General features: G+C 72.1%; 14 protein-coding genes. 9 read left to right on the top strand and 5 right to left on the bottom strand.

The features are described 5' to 3' along the window. Positions 1 to 121: 121 nt before the first annotated feature. Complete coding sequence (gdhA, locus tag ACFYXV_RS19075) at positions 122 to 1,477, bottom strand: NADP-specific glutamate dehydrogenase (RefSeq protein ID WP_389383530.1); 1,356 nt, start codon at positions 1,475 to 1,477, stop codon at positions 122 to 124. 213 nt (positions 1,478 to 1,690) lie between these two features. Here gdhA and ACFYXV_RS19070 point away from each other — a divergent pair, with 213 nt between their 5' ends. Continuing rightward, positions 1,691 to 2,185, top strand: coding sequence for a DUF1772 domain-containing protein (locus ACFYXV_RS19070; protein WP_389383529.1), 495 nt, complete (start codon positions 1,691 to 1,693; stop codon positions 2,183 to 2,185). Between the two features lie 18 nt (positions 2,186 to 2,203). On the opposite strand, the gene ACFYXV_RS19065 is transcribed toward ACFYXV_RS19070, so the two are convergent. Next, on the bottom strand, positions 2,204 to 2,734 hold the full coding sequence (locus ACFYXV_RS19065) for a DUF1772 domain-containing protein (protein ID WP_389383528.1): 531 nt from the start codon (positions 2,732 to 2,734) through the stop codon (positions 2,204 to 2,206). Between the two features lie 95 nt (positions 2,735 to 2,829). On the opposite strand from ACFYXV_RS19065, the gene ACFYXV_RS19060 reads away from it, so the two are divergent. Then, positions 2,830 to 3,306 carry a GNAT family N-acetyltransferase gene (locus ACFYXV_RS19060; RefSeq protein WP_385474427.1) on the top strand — a complete coding sequence of 159 codons (477 nt, stop codon included), beginning with the start codon at positions 2,830 to 2,832 and terminating at the stop codon, positions 3,304 to 3,306. Here ACFYXV_RS19060 and ACFYXV_RS19055 read toward each other — a convergent pair. Beyond that, positions 3,303 to 4,331, bottom strand: a complete 1,029-nt coding sequence (locus ACFYXV_RS19055) for an AraC family transcriptional regulator (RefSeq protein ID WP_389383527.1) — start codon at positions 4,329 to 4,331, stop codon at positions 3,303 to 3,305. The two genes, ACFYXV_RS19060 and ACFYXV_RS19055, sit on opposite strands and share 4 nt — an antisense overlap. 34 nt (positions 4,332 to 4,365) lie before the next feature. After that, positions 4,366 to 5,196, bottom strand: a complete 831-nt coding sequence (locus tag ACFYXV_RS19050; protein ID WP_389383526.1) for an NAD(P)H-binding protein — start codon at positions 5,194 to 5,196, stop codon at positions 4,366 to 4,368. Positions 5,197 to 5,369: 173 nt separating this feature from the next. On the opposite strand from ACFYXV_RS19050, the gene ACFYXV_RS19045 reads away from it, so the two are divergent. Next, positions 5,370 to 5,924, top strand: coding sequence for a flavoprotein (locus ACFYXV_RS19045; RefSeq protein WP_385474433.1), 555 nt, complete (start codon positions 5,370 to 5,372; stop codon positions 5,922 to 5,924). 191 nt (positions 5,925 to 6,115) lie between these two features. On the opposite strand, the gene ACFYXV_RS19040 is transcribed toward ACFYXV_RS19045, so the two are convergent. After that, positions 6,116 to 7,432 (bottom strand): cation:proton antiporter, encoded by a 1,317-nt coding sequence (locus ACFYXV_RS19040; RefSeq protein WP_389383525.1) that lies wholly within the window; start codon positions 7,430 to 7,432, stop codon positions 6,116 to 6,118. A gap of 284 nt (positions 7,433 to 7,716) precedes the next feature. Here ACFYXV_RS19040 and ACFYXV_RS19035 point away from each other — a divergent pair, with 284 nt between their 5' ends. From ACFYXV_RS19035 to ACFYXV_RS19010, 6 genes are all read left to right on the top strand, one after another. Continuing rightward, on the top strand, positions 7,717 to 8,394 hold the full coding sequence (locus ACFYXV_RS19035) for a ScbR family autoregulator-binding transcription factor (RefSeq protein ID WP_385474437.1): 678 nt from the start codon (positions 7,717 to 7,719) through the stop codon (positions 8,392 to 8,394). Positions 8,395 to 8,574: 180 nt separating this feature from the next. Further along, positions 8,575 to 9,843, top strand: a complete 1,269-nt coding sequence (locus ACFYXV_RS19030) for a ParA family protein (protein WP_385474439.1) — start codon at positions 8,575 to 8,577, stop codon at positions 9,841 to 9,843. Next, entirely contained in the window at positions 9,840 to 10,805 is a 966-nt protein-coding gene (locus ACFYXV_RS19025; protein WP_389383524.1) for a ParB/RepB/Spo0J family partition protein, read from the top strand. Before ACFYXV_RS19030 ends, ACFYXV_RS19025 begins: the two co-directional genes overlap by 4 nt. A gap of 127 nt (positions 10,806 to 10,932) precedes the next feature. Then, a complete protein-coding gene (gene tap / locus ACFYXV_RS19020) occupies positions 10,933 to 13,197 on the top strand; it encodes a telomere-associated protein Tap (RefSeq protein ID WP_389383523.1) in 2,265 nt (754 codons plus the stop codon). A gap of 6 nt (positions 13,198 to 13,203) precedes the next feature. Then, entirely contained in the window at positions 13,204 to 13,758 is a 555-nt protein-coding gene (tpg, locus tag ACFYXV_RS19015) for a telomere-protecting terminal protein Tpg (protein ID WP_389383522.1), read from the top strand. 227 nt (positions 13,759 to 13,985) lie between these two features. Next, positions 13,986 to 14,495, top strand: a complete 510-nt coding sequence (locus ACFYXV_RS19010) for an NUDIX hydrolase (protein WP_389383521.1) — start codon at positions 13,986 to 13,988, stop codon at positions 14,493 to 14,495. The last annotated feature ends 235 nt before the right edge of the window (positions 14,496 to 14,730 follow it).

The raw sequence follows: 14,730 nt of genomic DNA, 5'->3' as shown, positions 1-14,730 counted from the left end.
CCCCTCGGTGTTCACTCCGGCAGCTCGGCCCCAGGCTACGGCCCGCCACCTCCACCGGGGCACGGACGACGGGGCCCGGGGCCGCAGCCCCGGACCCCGTCGCCCGTGATCCCGCGGCCGGTCAGATGACGCCCTGGGCGAGCATCGCGTCGGCGACCCGCTCGAAGCCGGCGATGTTGGCGCCCGTCACGTAGTCGCCCGGCGCCCCGTACCGCTCGGCGGTCTCGTACGCGACCGCGTGGATCGACCGCATGATGCCCGCGAGCTCGTCCTCGACGCGCTCCGCGCTCCACGCGACGCGCGCCGCGTTCTGGCTCATCTCCAGCGCGCTGACGGCGACTCCGCCCGCGTTGGCGGCCTTGCCGGGCCCGAACGCGACCCCGGCCTCCTGCAACAGCCGCACGGCTTGCGGCGTGGTCGGCATGTTGGCGCCCTCGGAGACCGCCTTGACCCCGCTCGCGATGAGCGTACGGGCGTCCTGGCCGTCCAGTTCGTTCTGCGTGGCGGACGGGAAGGCCACGTCCGCCGGGACCTCCCAGACCCGCCCGCCCTGCACGTACCGTGCCGAGGAGCCGCGCCGCTGCGCGTACTCGCTCACCCGGCCGCGCTCGACCTCCTTGATCTGCTTCAGCAGCGCGAGGTCGATGCCCTTGTCATCTACGACGTAGCCGTGGGAGTCCGAGCAGGTCAGCGGGTTGGCGCCGAGCTGCTGGAGCTTCTCGATCGTGTACAGGGCGACGTTGCCGGAGCCGGAGACCACCGCGGAGAGGCCGTCCAGCGACCCGCCCCGGACCTTCAGCATCTCCGCGGCGAACAGGACGCTGCCGTAGCCGGTGGCCTGCGGCCGGATCGCGGAGCCGCCCCAGCCCGCGCCCTTGCCGGTCAGGACCCCCGCCTCCCAGCGGTTGGTGATGCGCCGGTACTGGCCGAACAGGTAGCCGATCTCGCGGCCGCCCACGCCGATGTCCCCCGCGGGCACGTCGGTGTGCTCGCCGATGTGCCGGTGCAGCTCGGTCATGAACGACTGGCAGAACCGCATGACCTCGGCGTCCGAGCGGCCGCGCGGGTCGAAGTCGCTGCCGCCCTTGCCGCCGCCGATGCCGAGCCCGGTCAGCGCGTTCTTGAAGATCTGCTCGAAGCCCAGGAACTTCACCACGCCGATGTCCACGGAGGGGTGGAAGCGCAAGCCCCCCTTGTACGGGCCCAGCGCGCTGTTGAACTCGACGCGGAAGCCGCGGTTGACGTGGACCCGGCCGCGGTCGTCCTGCCACGGCACCCGGAACACGATCTGCCGCTCCGGCTCCGTCAGCCGCTCCACCAGCGCCACCGCCGGATCCGCGTACTCGGGCCGCGCGGCGAAGACCGGCGCGAGGGTCTCCAGCACTTCCCGCACCGCCTGGTGGAACTCCGGCTGCGCGGGGTTGCGGCGCTCGATCTCGGCCCGCAGTGCTTCCAGCGTGTCCTTCGAGTCCTTCACGTATGTCCTCCTGGGGAGTACGGGTGCGTAGACGACGGCAGGTGCATGCTGCCATCAGGTCCGCGAGTACAGGTCGCTTCCAGGCGGAGTCTGTACGTACACGCGCACTTTTCCGAAGCGCGGTCCACCCCCCGGACACCCCGCGTGCCCCTACGATCGGCTGAGCCGTGAACGACCGCCCGCGCACGATCCGATCAGCAGGGGGAACAGGACGTGGACACCGCACGACTCGTCGTACTCATCGCCGCGACCGTGCTCGTGGGCCTGACGGCGGGCCTGTTCTTCGCCTTCGACGTGTCCGTGATGCCGGCGCTGCGGCGCTCGGACGACCGTACGCTCATCCAGGTGATGCAGCGCGTCAACGTCGCCATCATCAACGGCCTGTTCATGACCGCCTTCCTCGGCTCCCTGCTGCTGACGGCCCTCGCGCTGGTCCTGCACCTCGCCTCCGGCGCGGGCTCCGTGGCGCCGCCGCTGATCGCCGCGCTCCTCGCGTACGTCCTCCAGCTCGCGGTCACGGGCCGGGTCAACGTCCCGCTCAACAACGCCCTGGACCGGGCCGGCCCCGTCGAGCACATCGCCGACCCGGCCGCCGTCCGCAGGGCCTTCGAGTCCCGCTGGGTGCCGGCCAACCACTGGCGGACGCTGCTGTGCACGATCGCCCTCGGCTGCCTGGCCTGGGCCCTGGTCCTCAGCGGCCGCCTCTGACGCGGCCCGGCCGCTCCGTCACCGGGCGGTGGCCCGCCCGTACAGCACCAGCGCCCGTACGAGGGCGATCAGCGCCACCGTGCAGCAGAGCGTACGCACGATGTTCGCCGCGACCCAGGTCCCCTTGAACCGGTCCACGATCGGGAGGGCGGCCGTCCGGGCCGCGTCGCCCGCGGCCGCGAGCTCGTTGTTCAGCGGGATGTTGACGGTGAAGGTGATCACCAGGACGACGAGGTACAGCAACGCCCCCGCCCCCGCCCACACCGCGACCCCTCGCCGGCCCCCGCGCAGTTCCGCGGCCGCCGAGGCGACGGCGGCGAGCAGGGCCACCACGAAGACGGTGCCGAACAGCCCGTTGCCGTCGATGACGGCGTTGATGTTCCGCATCGCGGTGACGTACGTCTGATCGTCGCCCCGCGCCAGCCCCGGCATCACCGAGACGTCGAAGGCGAAGAACAGGCCCGCCATCAGGCCCACGAGCACGGTCGAGACCGTGAGCAGGGCGGTGGTGATCCGGCTGCCGCCGCCGGCGGCGAGGTCTGTCTGCATGTGAAGCTCCTTGTCTCCGCTGTCGGTCCCTGCTGTCGGTCTCTCTCGAAACATCCGCCGTCCGCGCACGACGCACCCTCGGTTAGGGTGCGGCCATGAGCACCTCCGCACTCCGCCTGGAGCCGGTCACCGCAGCCAACTTCGACGCGGTGTGCGCGGTCCGGGTGCGGCCCGACCAGGCCCATCTCGTGTCCCCCGTGGTCAAGTCCCTCGCCGAGGCCTACGTCCACGGGGACACCGCCTGGCCGCGCGCGGTCGTCGACGGCGACGAGGTCGTCGGCTTCGTCATGGCCTTCGTCGACATCGCCTGGGACCCGGAGAGGGACCCCGCAGACATCCGCTCGGGCATCTGGCGCCTGAACGTCTCCGCCGGCCACCAGGGCAAGGGCTACGGCCGCTTCGCGGTCCGCGCCGTCACCGCCGAGCTCCGCCGCCGCGGCTCGGGCCGCGCGTACGTCACGTGGGAGCCCGGCCCCGGCACGCCCGAGCCGTTCTACCTGGGCCTGGGCTTCCGCCTCACCGGCGAGTTGAGCGGCGGCCAGACCGTCGGCGTACTGGACCTGTCGGCCTAGGGGATCTTCGGACCGGGTCCTGTCCCGCCCGGCAGGACCACCGTGCGCGAGGGCCCGGCGGCCTCCGGCCGGGCCGTCCGCGCGGCCGCCGACCCCGTGCGGAACTCCTGCGGGCTCACCCCCCGTACCCGCTTGAAGGCCGTCGACAGCGCGAACGCCGACCCGTACCCCACCCGCCGGGCCACCGTCGCCACCGTGGCGTCCGGCTCCCGCAGCAGATCGGCGGCCAGCGCCAGCCGCCACCCCGTCAGGTACGCCATCGGCGGCTCCCCCACCAGCTCCGTGAACCGCCGCGCCAGCGAGGCCCGCGAGACCCCGGCCTTGTGCGCGAGCTCCTCCACCGTCCAGCCGTGGGCCGGGTCCTCGTGCAGCAGCCGCAACGCCCGCCCGACCACCGGATCACCCTGCGCCCGGTACCAGCCCGGTGCCCCCGAGCCGGGATCCGCGAGCCACGTGCGCAGCACCCCGATCAGCAGGAGGTCCAACAGCCGGTCCAGGACCAGCTCCTGGCCCGGCTCGTCCCGGGAGATCTCCGAGCCCAGCAGCCCGATCAGCGTGGCGTCCGCGGCCGCCGCCGGCCGGACCACGATCGTCGGCAGCGCGGCCAGCAGCCGGCGGCCGATCTCGCTCGGCGCCTGGTACGTGCCGCTCAGCATCACCGCCGACCCGGCCTCCTCGTGCTCCGCTCCCCACGTGCGCACACCCAGCGCCATGCTGTCGGTGACGTCCTCGCCGTCCGCGGTGCTGCACCGCTGGTCCGGATCGACGGTGACCTGCACCGGCGTGTCCGGGGAGTCGGCGATCGTGTAGGGCTCGGGCCCGCGTACGACGGCCACGTCCCCGGGGCCGATCAGCACCGGCTCGCCGCCGTCGGGGAGCAGCCAGCTCGTACCGTGCACCATCGTGGCCACCGAGAGCGGGGCCCGGTCCTCGATCCGTACCGCCCAGGGCGGGTTGTACACGGCCTTGAGGAGGAATGCGCCCCGGGCCTTGGGGCCTTCGAGGAGACCGCTCAGCGTGTCCATGGCCCCATCCTCTCCCCGCCCCCGCGTCAGGAACTCAAACCTCCCAGACACCGGTGGCCGCCGCCTCACGGGCGTAGTCGGCGAAGTCCTTCGGCTTCCGTCCGAGCACCTCCTCCACCCCGTGCACCAGGTGCGCGTTGCGCCCGTCGAGGATCTGCGCGAACAGGTCGGCGAACTCCTGCGGCAGGCCCACCTCGCGGAGCACGCCCCGGTACTCCTCGTCCGAGACGGGCACGTACGCGATCTCGCGCCCCGTCGCCTTCGACAGCTCGGCGGCGACCTCGGCGAAGCTCATCAGCCGCGGCCCGGACAGCTCGTACGTCCGGCCGGCGTGCCGGTCGTCGGTCAGCGCGGCCACCACCACCTCGGCGATGTCGTCCGTGTCGACGAAGGCCTCCACGGCGTCCGCGGTCGGCAGGGCGAGCTCCCCGGCCCGTACGGGCTCCAGGAAGAAGTCCTCGTCGAAGTTCTGGTTGAACCAGCTGGCCCGGACGACCGTCCAGTCGGCCCCCGACACCTTCAGGCACTCCTCCGCGTGCCGCGCCGCCGCCTCGCCCCGCCCGGACAACAGCACCAGCCGGCGCGCCCCGGCGGCCACGGCCACCTCGGCGAACGCCCCGACCTGCTCGGCGGCCCCGGGGAAGCCGAGGTCGGGATGGTAGGTGACGTACACCCGGTCGACGCCCTCCAGCGCCGGCCCCCAGGTCCCGGGCGCGTTCCAGTCGAAGGCGGGAGCGCCGGTACGCGAACCGATGCGCACGGGGCGCCCCTGGGCGCGGAGCTTCTCCGCGACGCGCCGACCGGTCTTGCCGTTCCCTCCGATGAGGAGGGCGGCGGGCGAGTTGTCGTTCGTCGTCTGTGTCATGGCTCAAGTCAAGCCCGCCCGGACGAGACGCGACATCGCCGAAGAGCTCAACTCCATGCGCGAGCGTCCACGCGCGGCTCAGGCCGGCCCCGCATCCTCGTTCAGGGTCCCGAAGTGGCCGATCACACTCCCTCAACTAGGGTCGAGATCAAGCAATGTGATCACATGTCGGTATGACCCCCACGAGGACTCTCTACCTGCTCTGCTCCGCCGCCCCGCCCGTCTTCGACGTGGCCCACGTGATCGAGGACGCCCAGTCCCGCGGCTGGGACGTCTGCCTCGGCCTCACCCCCACCGCCGCGCACTGGGTCGCCGGAAGCCTCGACGGCCTGGCGGCCCTGACCGGGCACCCGGTGCGCTGGCAGTACAAACTCCCCGGCGAGGCGGACGTATGGCCGCCCGCCGACGCCCTGCTCTTCGCCCCTGCCACCTTCAACTCCCTCAACGCCTGGGCCCTCGGCCTCACCGACCGCTTCGTCGTGGGCGTCGCCGCCGAGGCGATCGGCAAGGGCACCCCCGTCGTCACGATGCCCTGTACGAACGCCGCGCTCGCCGCCCACCCGCAGTTCGACCAGTCCCTGGCCACCCTGCGCGGTGCGGGCGCCTCCGTCCTCTACGGCGAGGGCGGCTTCGTCCCCGGCCCGGCCGGCCCCGACTCCCCGCCCCACTTCCCCTGGCCGGCGGCCCTCACCGCCCTGGACGCCGCGAGCGCCCCGCACATCCCGTGAGACGCGGCCCGTCGCCCATTCCACATCCCGGACCGTTAACGGCGTTAACGCCGTTAACGCCGGGCCGACCCGTCCGCCGGCGGACCACCGCACCGGCAACGCGGGATCCGTCCCAGTGGATCATTAACGGCGTTAACGCCCGGCGCCCCCGGCGGCCGGGACCGTTAACGGCGTTAACGGCGTTAACGGCGTTAACGCCGAAGGCCGACCGGAGCGGCCGCACCGTCGCCCCCGGCCCCCTCCCGTCCCCGCCCGCGCAGGGCCCGTACGACGGGGCCCGTCACCGCCGTCGTCACCAAAGCCATCAGCACCAGCGCCGTGAACAGCTCCGGTCCGATCACCCCGAGCCCGAGCCCCACGTTCAGCACCACCAGCTCCGTCACCCCCCGGCAGTTCATCAGCGCGCCCAGCGTCACCGCGTCCCGTACCGGCTGCCCCGCCAGCAGCGCGGCCCCCGCCCCACCGCCCCACTTCCCGGCGACCGCGACCGCCAGCACCGCCACCGCCCACAGCCACGCGGCGCCGCTCCCCAGCAGCCCCACGTCCGTCTTGAGTCCGCTCCCGACGAAGAACAGCGGCAGCAGCACCGGCACCGCGAACGCCCGCATCCGCTCCGCCGCCGCCTCGACCGCCTCCGTCCTCGGCACCACCGCCCCGAACACGAACGCCCCGAACAGCGCGTGCACCCCCATGGCGTTGGTCGCGTACGCCGACAGGCAGAGCCCGCTGCACAGACCGACCACCATCCCGGCTCCGGGCTCCCCCTCGGAAGCCCACCGCTTCACCCCCCACGCCAGCAAGGGCCGCACCCCCCACCACATCCCCGCCAGGAACACCCCGGCCAAGACTCCCATCCCGGCGATCCCCCACCCGGCCCCTCCCCCGCCCCCGCCGGCACCCGCGCCCCCGCTCGCCCGCGGCTGCGCCATGGCCACCACCAACGCCAGCAGACACCACGCCACCACGTCCGCCACCGCCGCGCACGCCATCGCCAGCGCCCCCACCGGCGTCCCGTAGAGCCCCTGGTCCTTCAGGATCCGCGCCAGCACGGGGAAGGCGGTCACGCTCATCGCGACGGCAACGAACAGCACGAACTCGGCGCGCCCGACCCCCTCCGGCGCGAGGACCCCGTACATCGCCAGCGCCAGCAGGCTCCCGAGCCCCAGCGGGATCCACACACACGCCTGACTCACCACCGCCACGGCCCTCCCCCGCCCCCGCAGCAGCCCGGGGTCAAGCTCCAGGCCGACCAGGAACATGAAGACCAGCAGCCCCAGGTTCCCCAAAACCCCCAGGTACGGCAGGACCTCGCCCGGCAGCAGCCACCGGCTCCCCGCCGGCCAGAGCCACCCGAGCAACGAGGGCCCGAGCAGGATCCCCACCAGGATCTCCCCGACCACGGCCGTCTGCCCGAGCCTGCGCATCAGGGCGGCGGCCACGCCACAGGCGAGGACGACGACGGGTACGGCCACCAGCACGGCTTCGAGCGGATCACGTGACGCTCCCACCACCACAGGCTTCCGCCGAAGCCCCCGCCCCGGCAACGAACCGCCCCACACTTCCAGGGGTCCGAGTGTCAACGGCGTTAACGGCGTTAACGGCGTTAACGCCCTCGGCTCCCACGAACCGTCAGTCACCCGGCACTTAAAAGTACTTGTCGACTGGTTTTCTTTGGCATCGCCCGAGTAGATTGAACCTTGTACGAGTTCCGGTCGCAGCAGTCGGCCGGGGCCCGCACACCGCCGACGGCAACCAGCAAGCGGCGAGCGCCAACGCACCAGGAGATCCCCACATGGCAAGGGCCCGGCAGGAACGTGCCGAGATCACCCGGCAAGCGATCCTCGACGGCGCGGCCATCGCCTTCGACCGCTTCGGCTTCGGCGCCGCCAGCCTCAGTGACGTGGTCAAGCACGCCGGAGTCACCAAGGGCGCCCTCTACTTCCACTTCCAGTCCAAGGAAGCCCTCGCCCGCACCCTGATGGACGAGCAGTTCCAGGTCTCCGAAGGCGTCCCCGCCATCGAGGAGCCCGGCCTCCAGACGGTCATCGACCTGACGCACCAGATGGCACACGGACTGCGCTCCAACGTCCGCATCCGGGCCGCCATCCGGCTCGTCATCGAGTTCGGCTCCTTCACCAACCCCGACCCCACCCCGTACAACGTCTGGATCGACACCGTCTTCGGCTGTCTGAAGCCGGCCCAGCACCGCGGCGACCTCTTCCCGTCGCTCGACCTGTACGACCTCTCGACACTCCTCGTCGGCTCGTTCACCGGGATCCAGGTCACCTCACACGTCCGCACCGGCCGCGGCGACCTGCACACGCGGGTGACCGACCTGTGGAACTTCCTCCTCCCCGGCATCGTCCCCGCCGACCGTCTCCCCCTCTTCGCCCCCGCCGGCTCGCCTGCCTGCCGGGCCGAACTCGGACTGACCACCACCCCGGACTCCGTGGCGGTACCGGTCGGCTGACGGCGCGTACAGGGCGGCCTCGCACACGCCGTGGTGAACCACGGGGGTGCTCGCTACGGCGGGTGCGAGGCCGCCCTGCGGCGTTCCCGGAGCCCATCGCACCGCCTCTGGCGCCATTTCGATAGCAAAACCCAAGCGTGGCGCGCACATCGGCCTGTGAACGTTAGTAAAGTCCCTCTCATGACTTCGCCCTCGTCTCAGAGCGACCGAGAGAAGGTCGTCTCCAAGCTCCCCCCGTGGCTCCGCCAGGAGTTGAAAATCCGCACCGCCCAACTGCGGGTCGACATCCAGGACGCCGTCCACCAGGGAATCTCTCACTGGAGCGCCCTCGCTTCCGCCCCCTCCCCCGTCGACACCTCGGGCGCCGAATCGTTCTCCACCTGGCTGCCCGCCGGCCAGTGGGAGTCCTTCCGCGCCGGCTCCAAGGACCGCGGCGTCTCCCTCATCCAGGGGCTCGCCCAGGCCGTCCGCCTCTGGCTGGAGATGAACCCGGCGCCCACGGTCAAGCGGCCCTCCGTCGTACGCCGCATCGTCGTGTGCAACCAGAAGGGCGGCGTGGGCAAGACCGCCATCACCGCCGGCACCGCCGAGGCCCTCGCCGAGGACCCGGACAGCCTCCACCCGGTCCGCATCGCCCGCCAGCTGGCCCGCGCCGCGTCCGAGGAGGCCACGGCCGGCGGGGAGCAGCACCCCGAGACCTCCTCCCCCCTGGACCTCGAAGACCTGCCGGGCCTCGGCATGCGCGTCCTGCTCATCGACTTCGACCCCCAGGGCCACCTCACCAAGCAGCTCGGCCAGCAGCCGCTGCCCATCGGCGGCGACAGCCTCACGTGCCACATGGCCGGCGAGGCCAAGGGCCCGCTCGCCGACCTGATCGTCCCCGTCCCGGACCAGCGTTTCGGCAACCGCCTCCACCTCCTGCCCGCGTGCACGGACGCCTTCCTCCTCGACGTCCGCCTCTCCACCGTCCGCGCCCGCGAGGCCGCCCTCGAACGGGCCCTGTCCCCCGTCGAGTCCGAGTACGACGTCATCCTCATCGACTGCCCGCCCAGCCTCGGCCTCAGCATGGACGCCGCCATCTACTACGGGCGCCGCCGCGACACCGAGCAGCCGGGCGCCTCCGGCGCGCTGATCGTCGTACAGGCGGAGGACTCGTCGGCCGACGCGTACGACCTCCTCACCTCCCAGATCAACGACCTGCGCGACGACCTCAGCCTCGACATCGACTACCTCGGTCTCGTCGTCAACCTCTACGACGGCCGCCGCGGCTACATCGCGACCTCCTCGCTCCAGGCCTGGATGGACATAAAGGATCCGCGCGTCGTCGCCGTCGTACCCGACCTCAAGGAACAGCGCGAGGCCGTCCGCGTGAAGCAGCCCCTGTTCGTCTACTCGCCCAAGGGCGACCAGGCCATCGCGCTGCGTGCCCTCGCCAGGGAGATCTCATGAGCAAGGCCGACAAACTCGGAGTCTCCGCTTCCTTCGCACGGGCCCAGCCCGTGAACGTCAGCCCCCGCCGCGCGGCGATCGCGGAGGCGACCGGAGCCCCCACCTCCGGAATGGCCGCGCCGTCCGAGGTTCCCATCGAGGCGCTCGCCCACAACCCGTTCAACCTCCGCGAGGACCTCACCGAGCTAGACGAGCTGGCCCAGTCCCTCATCTCCCGCGGCCAGCTCCAGCCCCTCGCGGTCGCCACCCGCATGGCCTTCATGGAGGCCCACCCGGGCCAGACCGACGGCCTGGGCCGGGCCCCGTACGTGGTCATCGACGGCAACCGCCGCCTGGCGGCGGCCCAGCTGGCCGGCCTCAAGACCATGCACATCCACGTGAACGACGCCCTTTCCGCCTCCGCGGCGGACATCCTGGAGTCGGCCCTGATCGCGAACGTCCACCGCGTGGACGTCGCCCCCATGGACCAGGCCCGCGCGCTCCAGGAGCTCGTCGACGTCCACGGCTCCCAGGCCCAGGTCGCGAAGCGGCTGGGCAAGACGGCCGCCTGGGTCTCCCAGCGCCTGACCCTCCTGAACCTCACCCCGGCCCTCCAGGAGAAGGTCGACACGGGAGAGCTCAAGGTGGAGCCGGCCCGCCGGATCGGGCGGCTGCCCCAGGAGCAGCAGGAGGAGGCGGCCGAGGACACCCTGCACTCCCCCAACCCGCCGCGCCAGCGCACGCACACTCCCCCGCCGACCGTTAACGCCGTTAATACCCCGACCCCGGCGCCGACCCCGACCCCGGCGCCGACCCGTCCGACCGTTAACGGCGTTAACGCCGTTAACGCTCCCGCACCCGCGGCCGCCCCCCGGATCACGATCGCTACGGACTCCCCGGAAACGATCGCGGACTCGCTGACGGCCCACCTGACCCCGGACGACCTCAAGGCCGTCACGGAACTCCTGATGCAGCGCCTCTGAGCGGGCATCCGATGCAGCACCCCACGCCGGGGGCGTTAACGCCGTTAACGCCGTTAACGCTCCCACGTGTGCTTCATGTGCGTTCAACGGTGCGGTTCACCTAGGCTGCACCCGGAGGTAAGCACCAATGCCCGACGAACAAGAGAGCCTCTTCGCAGCGGTCGACGCACTGCTGGAAGAAGCCGCCCAGGACCCGCTCCCGCACCCGGACGAGCGCAAGCGCCTGCGCGAAGCCGCGGGTCTGAGCCAGGACCAGATCGCCAAGGCCCTGTCCGTCCGTCGTGAAACGATCACGTCCTGGGAGACCGGCCGTACGGCCCCGCGCGCCCCGAAGCGCGCCGCATACGCCCGCCTCCTGGAAGGCCTCTCCACCCTCCACCCCGTTGACGCCGTCAACGCTCCCGCCCCGGCACCCGAGCCGACCGTTAACGCCGTTAATACCCCGGCCACCCCCGAGCCGACCGTTAGCGCCGTTAATACCCCGCCCCCTGCCCCTGCCCCGGCGCCGGACTCGACCGTTGGCGGCGTTAACGCCGTTAACGCTCCCGCACCGGACCCGGCAGCCACACCGCAGCCCGCACCCCCCACCCCCACCCAAGCCCAGACCGTTAACGCCGTTAACGCCGTTAACGCCGCGGGGTCCGAGGCGCAGCCCCGGTCGCGGGAAAGGGCGGGCAGGGGAACGGCCCCGCAGGGACACCCTCCCACCCCCCTGGAAGGGAACGGCCCCCTCCTCGTCCTGGACGGCACCGACAAGGCCCACGCCGCCCGGGGCCTCCTCCTCCCCCTCCCCCCCAAGGCCCGCACCGACCTCCCCACCCTCATCGCCTGGGCCCTCGGCCCCGACGCCGACCTCCGCTCCCCCCGCCTCCACCGCAACGGCAAGGACGGCGACCCCCTCCTCGTCCTCACCCCCGCCGCCGTCGAGGCCCTCGGCCTTCCCCCCACCCTCGAAGACCGCCGCACCCTCCGCCTCCCCGACGGCCACCCCACCCTCAAGCTCCTCGCCAAGGCCAAGTGGCAGCTCACCCGCCGCGGCTTCGGGCCCTGGCCCCGCATCTACCGCCCGGCCTCCCCCACCACCGGCCGCCAGTGCGTCCAGCTCGCGGTCCTCCCCTGGGGCGCCCTCGACGCCCGCGCCTGGGGCGAGCACACCGCCGAGCTCCCCGCCCCGGAACTCGCCGAGCTGCTCACCACGTACGCCACCCGCGTCCTCACCCCGCGCGGCTCCACCGCCGTCTCCGGCCTCGAACTCATGACGGCCCTGCGCCCGCCCACCCGCGCCGCGCGCAACCCCGAGACCAACGTCTGGGAGTCCGCCCCCGTCCCCGGCTCCCTCACCCGCGCCGTCGACCCCGCGCCCCCGGAGGCCCCCGACGAGCACCCCGTCGTCGCCGCCCTCCACCCCCGCTCCCACCAGCGCACCCCGGACCAGGTCCTCGACGAGGAGGCGTACGACTGGATCCGCGACCCCGAGCTCCTCACCGACGCCGAGTGCACCCGCACCCACGCCGTCGGCATCGACGTGAACATGGCCTTCGCCGCGGCGGCCAACCGCCTCCCCGTCGGCATCGGACCCGCCGTCCACACCCCGGCCCCCCGCTTCGACCCGAAGATCCCCGGCTGCTGGCTCGCGGACCTCTCCTCCCTCGAACTCGACCCGCGCCTCCCCAGCCCCTTCACCCCCACCGGCCTCCCCCCCACCGGCCCCGCCTGGTACGCCACCCCGACCCTCGCCTACGCCCAGGAGCTCGGCCACCCCGTCCACCCCACCGAGGCGTGGCTCCGCCCGGACCACGGCGCCTACCTCGACGCGTGGTACACCCGCCTGCGCGACGCGTACGTGGCCACCATGGCGGACCTCGGCGTCACCTCCGGGCTCCCCGAGCCCGAGTTCCTGGCCGCGATGGCCGAGCTCCAGGAGCACCCCGACCCCGTCCTGAAGCCGGTCCTCTCCGCGATCAAGTCCACCGTCAAGGGCGGCATCGGCAAGCTCCGCGAACGCCCCCAGGGCGCCGCGTACCGCCCGGGCGAACCCTGGCCGGCCCTCGAACGCCCCACCTGGCGCCCCGACATCCGCGCCGCCGTCATCTCCACGGCCCGCGTCAACATGCACCGCAAGATGCTCAAGCTCGCCGCCGCGGGCCTCCACCCCATCGCCGTCCTCTCGGACTGCGCGGTGTACCTGTCCGACGGCCCCGGCCCGCTCGACTTCCTCCCCCGCACCCCCGAGGGCAAGCCGCTCCCCGGCGGCTTCCGCCTCGGCGTCAGCCCGGGCATGGTCAAGCACGAGGGCACCCAGTCCCTCCTGTGGGCCGTCGAGATGCTCGACCAGGGACTCAACCCCGCCCGCCACATCAAGGGCCACGACGCCGCGGCCGACGGAGAGTAGCCGGACATGCCCGAGATCGACGACAGCCTCACCCGAGCCGACGAGCTGCACTTCACCCGCCCCGTCCCCAAGTCGGCGGGTGCCCAGATGCGCTTCCTCGTCAAGCAGCTCAAGTCCACCCGTGAGGCGGCCCGCCTGCTCGGCATCTCCCAGCGCACCGTCGAGCGCTACGTCAGGGACCAGATCAGGCGGCCCAAGCCGGCCCTGGCCGCCCGCCTGGAGTCCGAGGTACGCCGGCGCTGGCAGCCCCTGGTGCGCAAGCGCGCCCGCATGAAGGCCGCGCGGACGACCGGCCTGGTCATCGAGACCCGCGCCCGCTTCGGCTTCACCGCCGCCCCCGGCACCACCGACGACGGCCGCATGCGCCGCATCACCCAGCACCTGCCGCCGGAGTACGCGGGCCGCCTCTTCGCCGCCCAGGAGGCCGGCGCGGGCGAGGCACAGCTGCGCGCCATCGCCGCGGAAGGCCTCCAGGAGATCTACTTCAAGGACAACGGCGCCCGCGCCGGCGGTCTGCTGGTGGAGTTCACCGACATCGACTACGTCGACTTCGCCTTCTGAGGACCGCCGCGACCGGACGCCCCCAGGGACTGAAGGTGAGCCGAAGCACGATGGTTGTCATATAGGCAGTCTGGTTGTCGCCGCCGGTGTTGTGGGCGGTTGAGCCTGAGCGAGACAGGCCACGACTGTGGTCTCCGTGTCCGGCCTCTTGGTTCCGGTTCTCCTGGGTCGGCCTCTGCGGGCTCGGAGAAGCGGCGTTGTCAGTGGGCTCTGCCAGGGTGTGCGTCGTGGATGAACTGGTGGAGCGTGTCGACGATCAAGATCGTGTACTTGGGATGGTGGTCAGCCGCCGGCAGGCCATCCGGGAGGGTTGGCTCCACCGAGTCGCCGTGACGGTGTGTCGTGATGAGCGTGGACGGATCCTCGTCCACCGACGGTCAGAGCAGGTATCGCGCTTCCCCGGGCTCTATGAGGTCGAGGTCGGTGGCGCCGCAAATGTCGGCGAGTCCTATGAACAGGCCGCCGCGAGGGAGCTGACCGAAGAGCTGGGCATTCGTGCGCTGCCGCGCCTGCTGTTCACGTTCATCAACCGTAGCGGCTTGAGCCCTCACTGGCTCGGCGTGCACGAAGCCGTGGTGCCGGACGCCGTGGTCCTCGATCCCGATGAGGTCGCCTGGCATGGCTGGCTGACCGAGCCGGAGCTGCGGTCGGCCCTGCTGGAGTGGCGCTTCACCCCCGACAGCAACGAAGCCTTCAGCCGGTATCTGGCGTTCCTGACCGCCCGGTCCCGACCTTGACCTCAAGCTCTCGATCTTCGTTTCCGGTTACAGAACGACTGCCGAATGAGCGCCTGTGACAAGTCGGATGCCTCGTATGTGACAACGAGGCTGCTTCGACCGCCCCCGTTCACCAGCTCAGCCGGTCGCGCTGGTGACAACTTCTGAGCTTCGACTCAGAAGGGTCCGAAGGGACTGAAGGGACCGGGGACCCACCAGCCGATCCGGAAGGCCACGAGCCCCGTTTTCCCGCCCC

This window comes from Streptomyces sp. NPDC002181 (assembly GCF_042890485.1).
In the GTDB taxonomy this organism is placed as follows: domain Bacteria; phylum Actinomycetota; class Actinomycetes; order Streptomycetales; family Streptomycetaceae; genus Streptomyces.
Note: the sequence above shows the minus strand (reverse complement) of the source record. Positions and strands in the feature narration are given on the sequence as shown.

Coding starts and splice junctions, on each gene's coding strand:
- ACFYXV_RS19045 (WP_385474433.1), top strand. CDS start 5,370: ATGACCCCCACGAGGACTCTCTACCTGCTCTGCTCCGCCGCCCCGCCC.
- ACFYXV_RS19055 (WP_389383527.1), bottom strand. CDS start 4,331: ATGGACACGCTGAGCGGTCTCCTCGAAGGCCCCAAGGCCCGGGGCGCA.
- tpg (WP_389383522.1), top strand. CDS start 13,204: ATGCCCGAGATCGACGACAGCCTCACCCGAGCCGACGAGCTGCACTTC.
- ACFYXV_RS19065 (WP_389383528.1), bottom strand. CDS start 2,734: ATGCAGACAGACCTCGCCGCCGGCGGCGGCAGCCGGATCACCACCGCC.
- ACFYXV_RS19025 (WP_389383524.1), top strand. CDS start 9,840: ATGAGCAAGGCCGACAAACTCGGAGTCTCCGCTTCCTTCGCACGGGCC.
- ACFYXV_RS19035 (WP_385474437.1), top strand. CDS start 7,717: ATGGCAAGGGCCCGGCAGGAACGTGCCGAGATCACCCGGCAAGCGATC.
- ACFYXV_RS19060 (WP_385474427.1), top strand. CDS start 2,830: ATGAGCACCTCCGCACTCCGCCTGGAGCCGGTCACCGCAGCCAACTTC.
- ACFYXV_RS19050 (WP_389383526.1), bottom strand. CDS start 5,196: ATGACACAGACGACGAACGACAACTCGCCCGCCGCCCTCCTCATCGGA.
- tap (WP_389383523.1), top strand. CDS start 10,933: ATGCCCGACGAACAAGAGAGCCTCTTCGCAGCGGTCGACGCACTGCTG.
- ACFYXV_RS19030 (WP_385474439.1), top strand. CDS start 8,575: ATGACTTCGCCCTCGTCTCAGAGCGACCGAGAGAAGGTCGTCTCCAAG.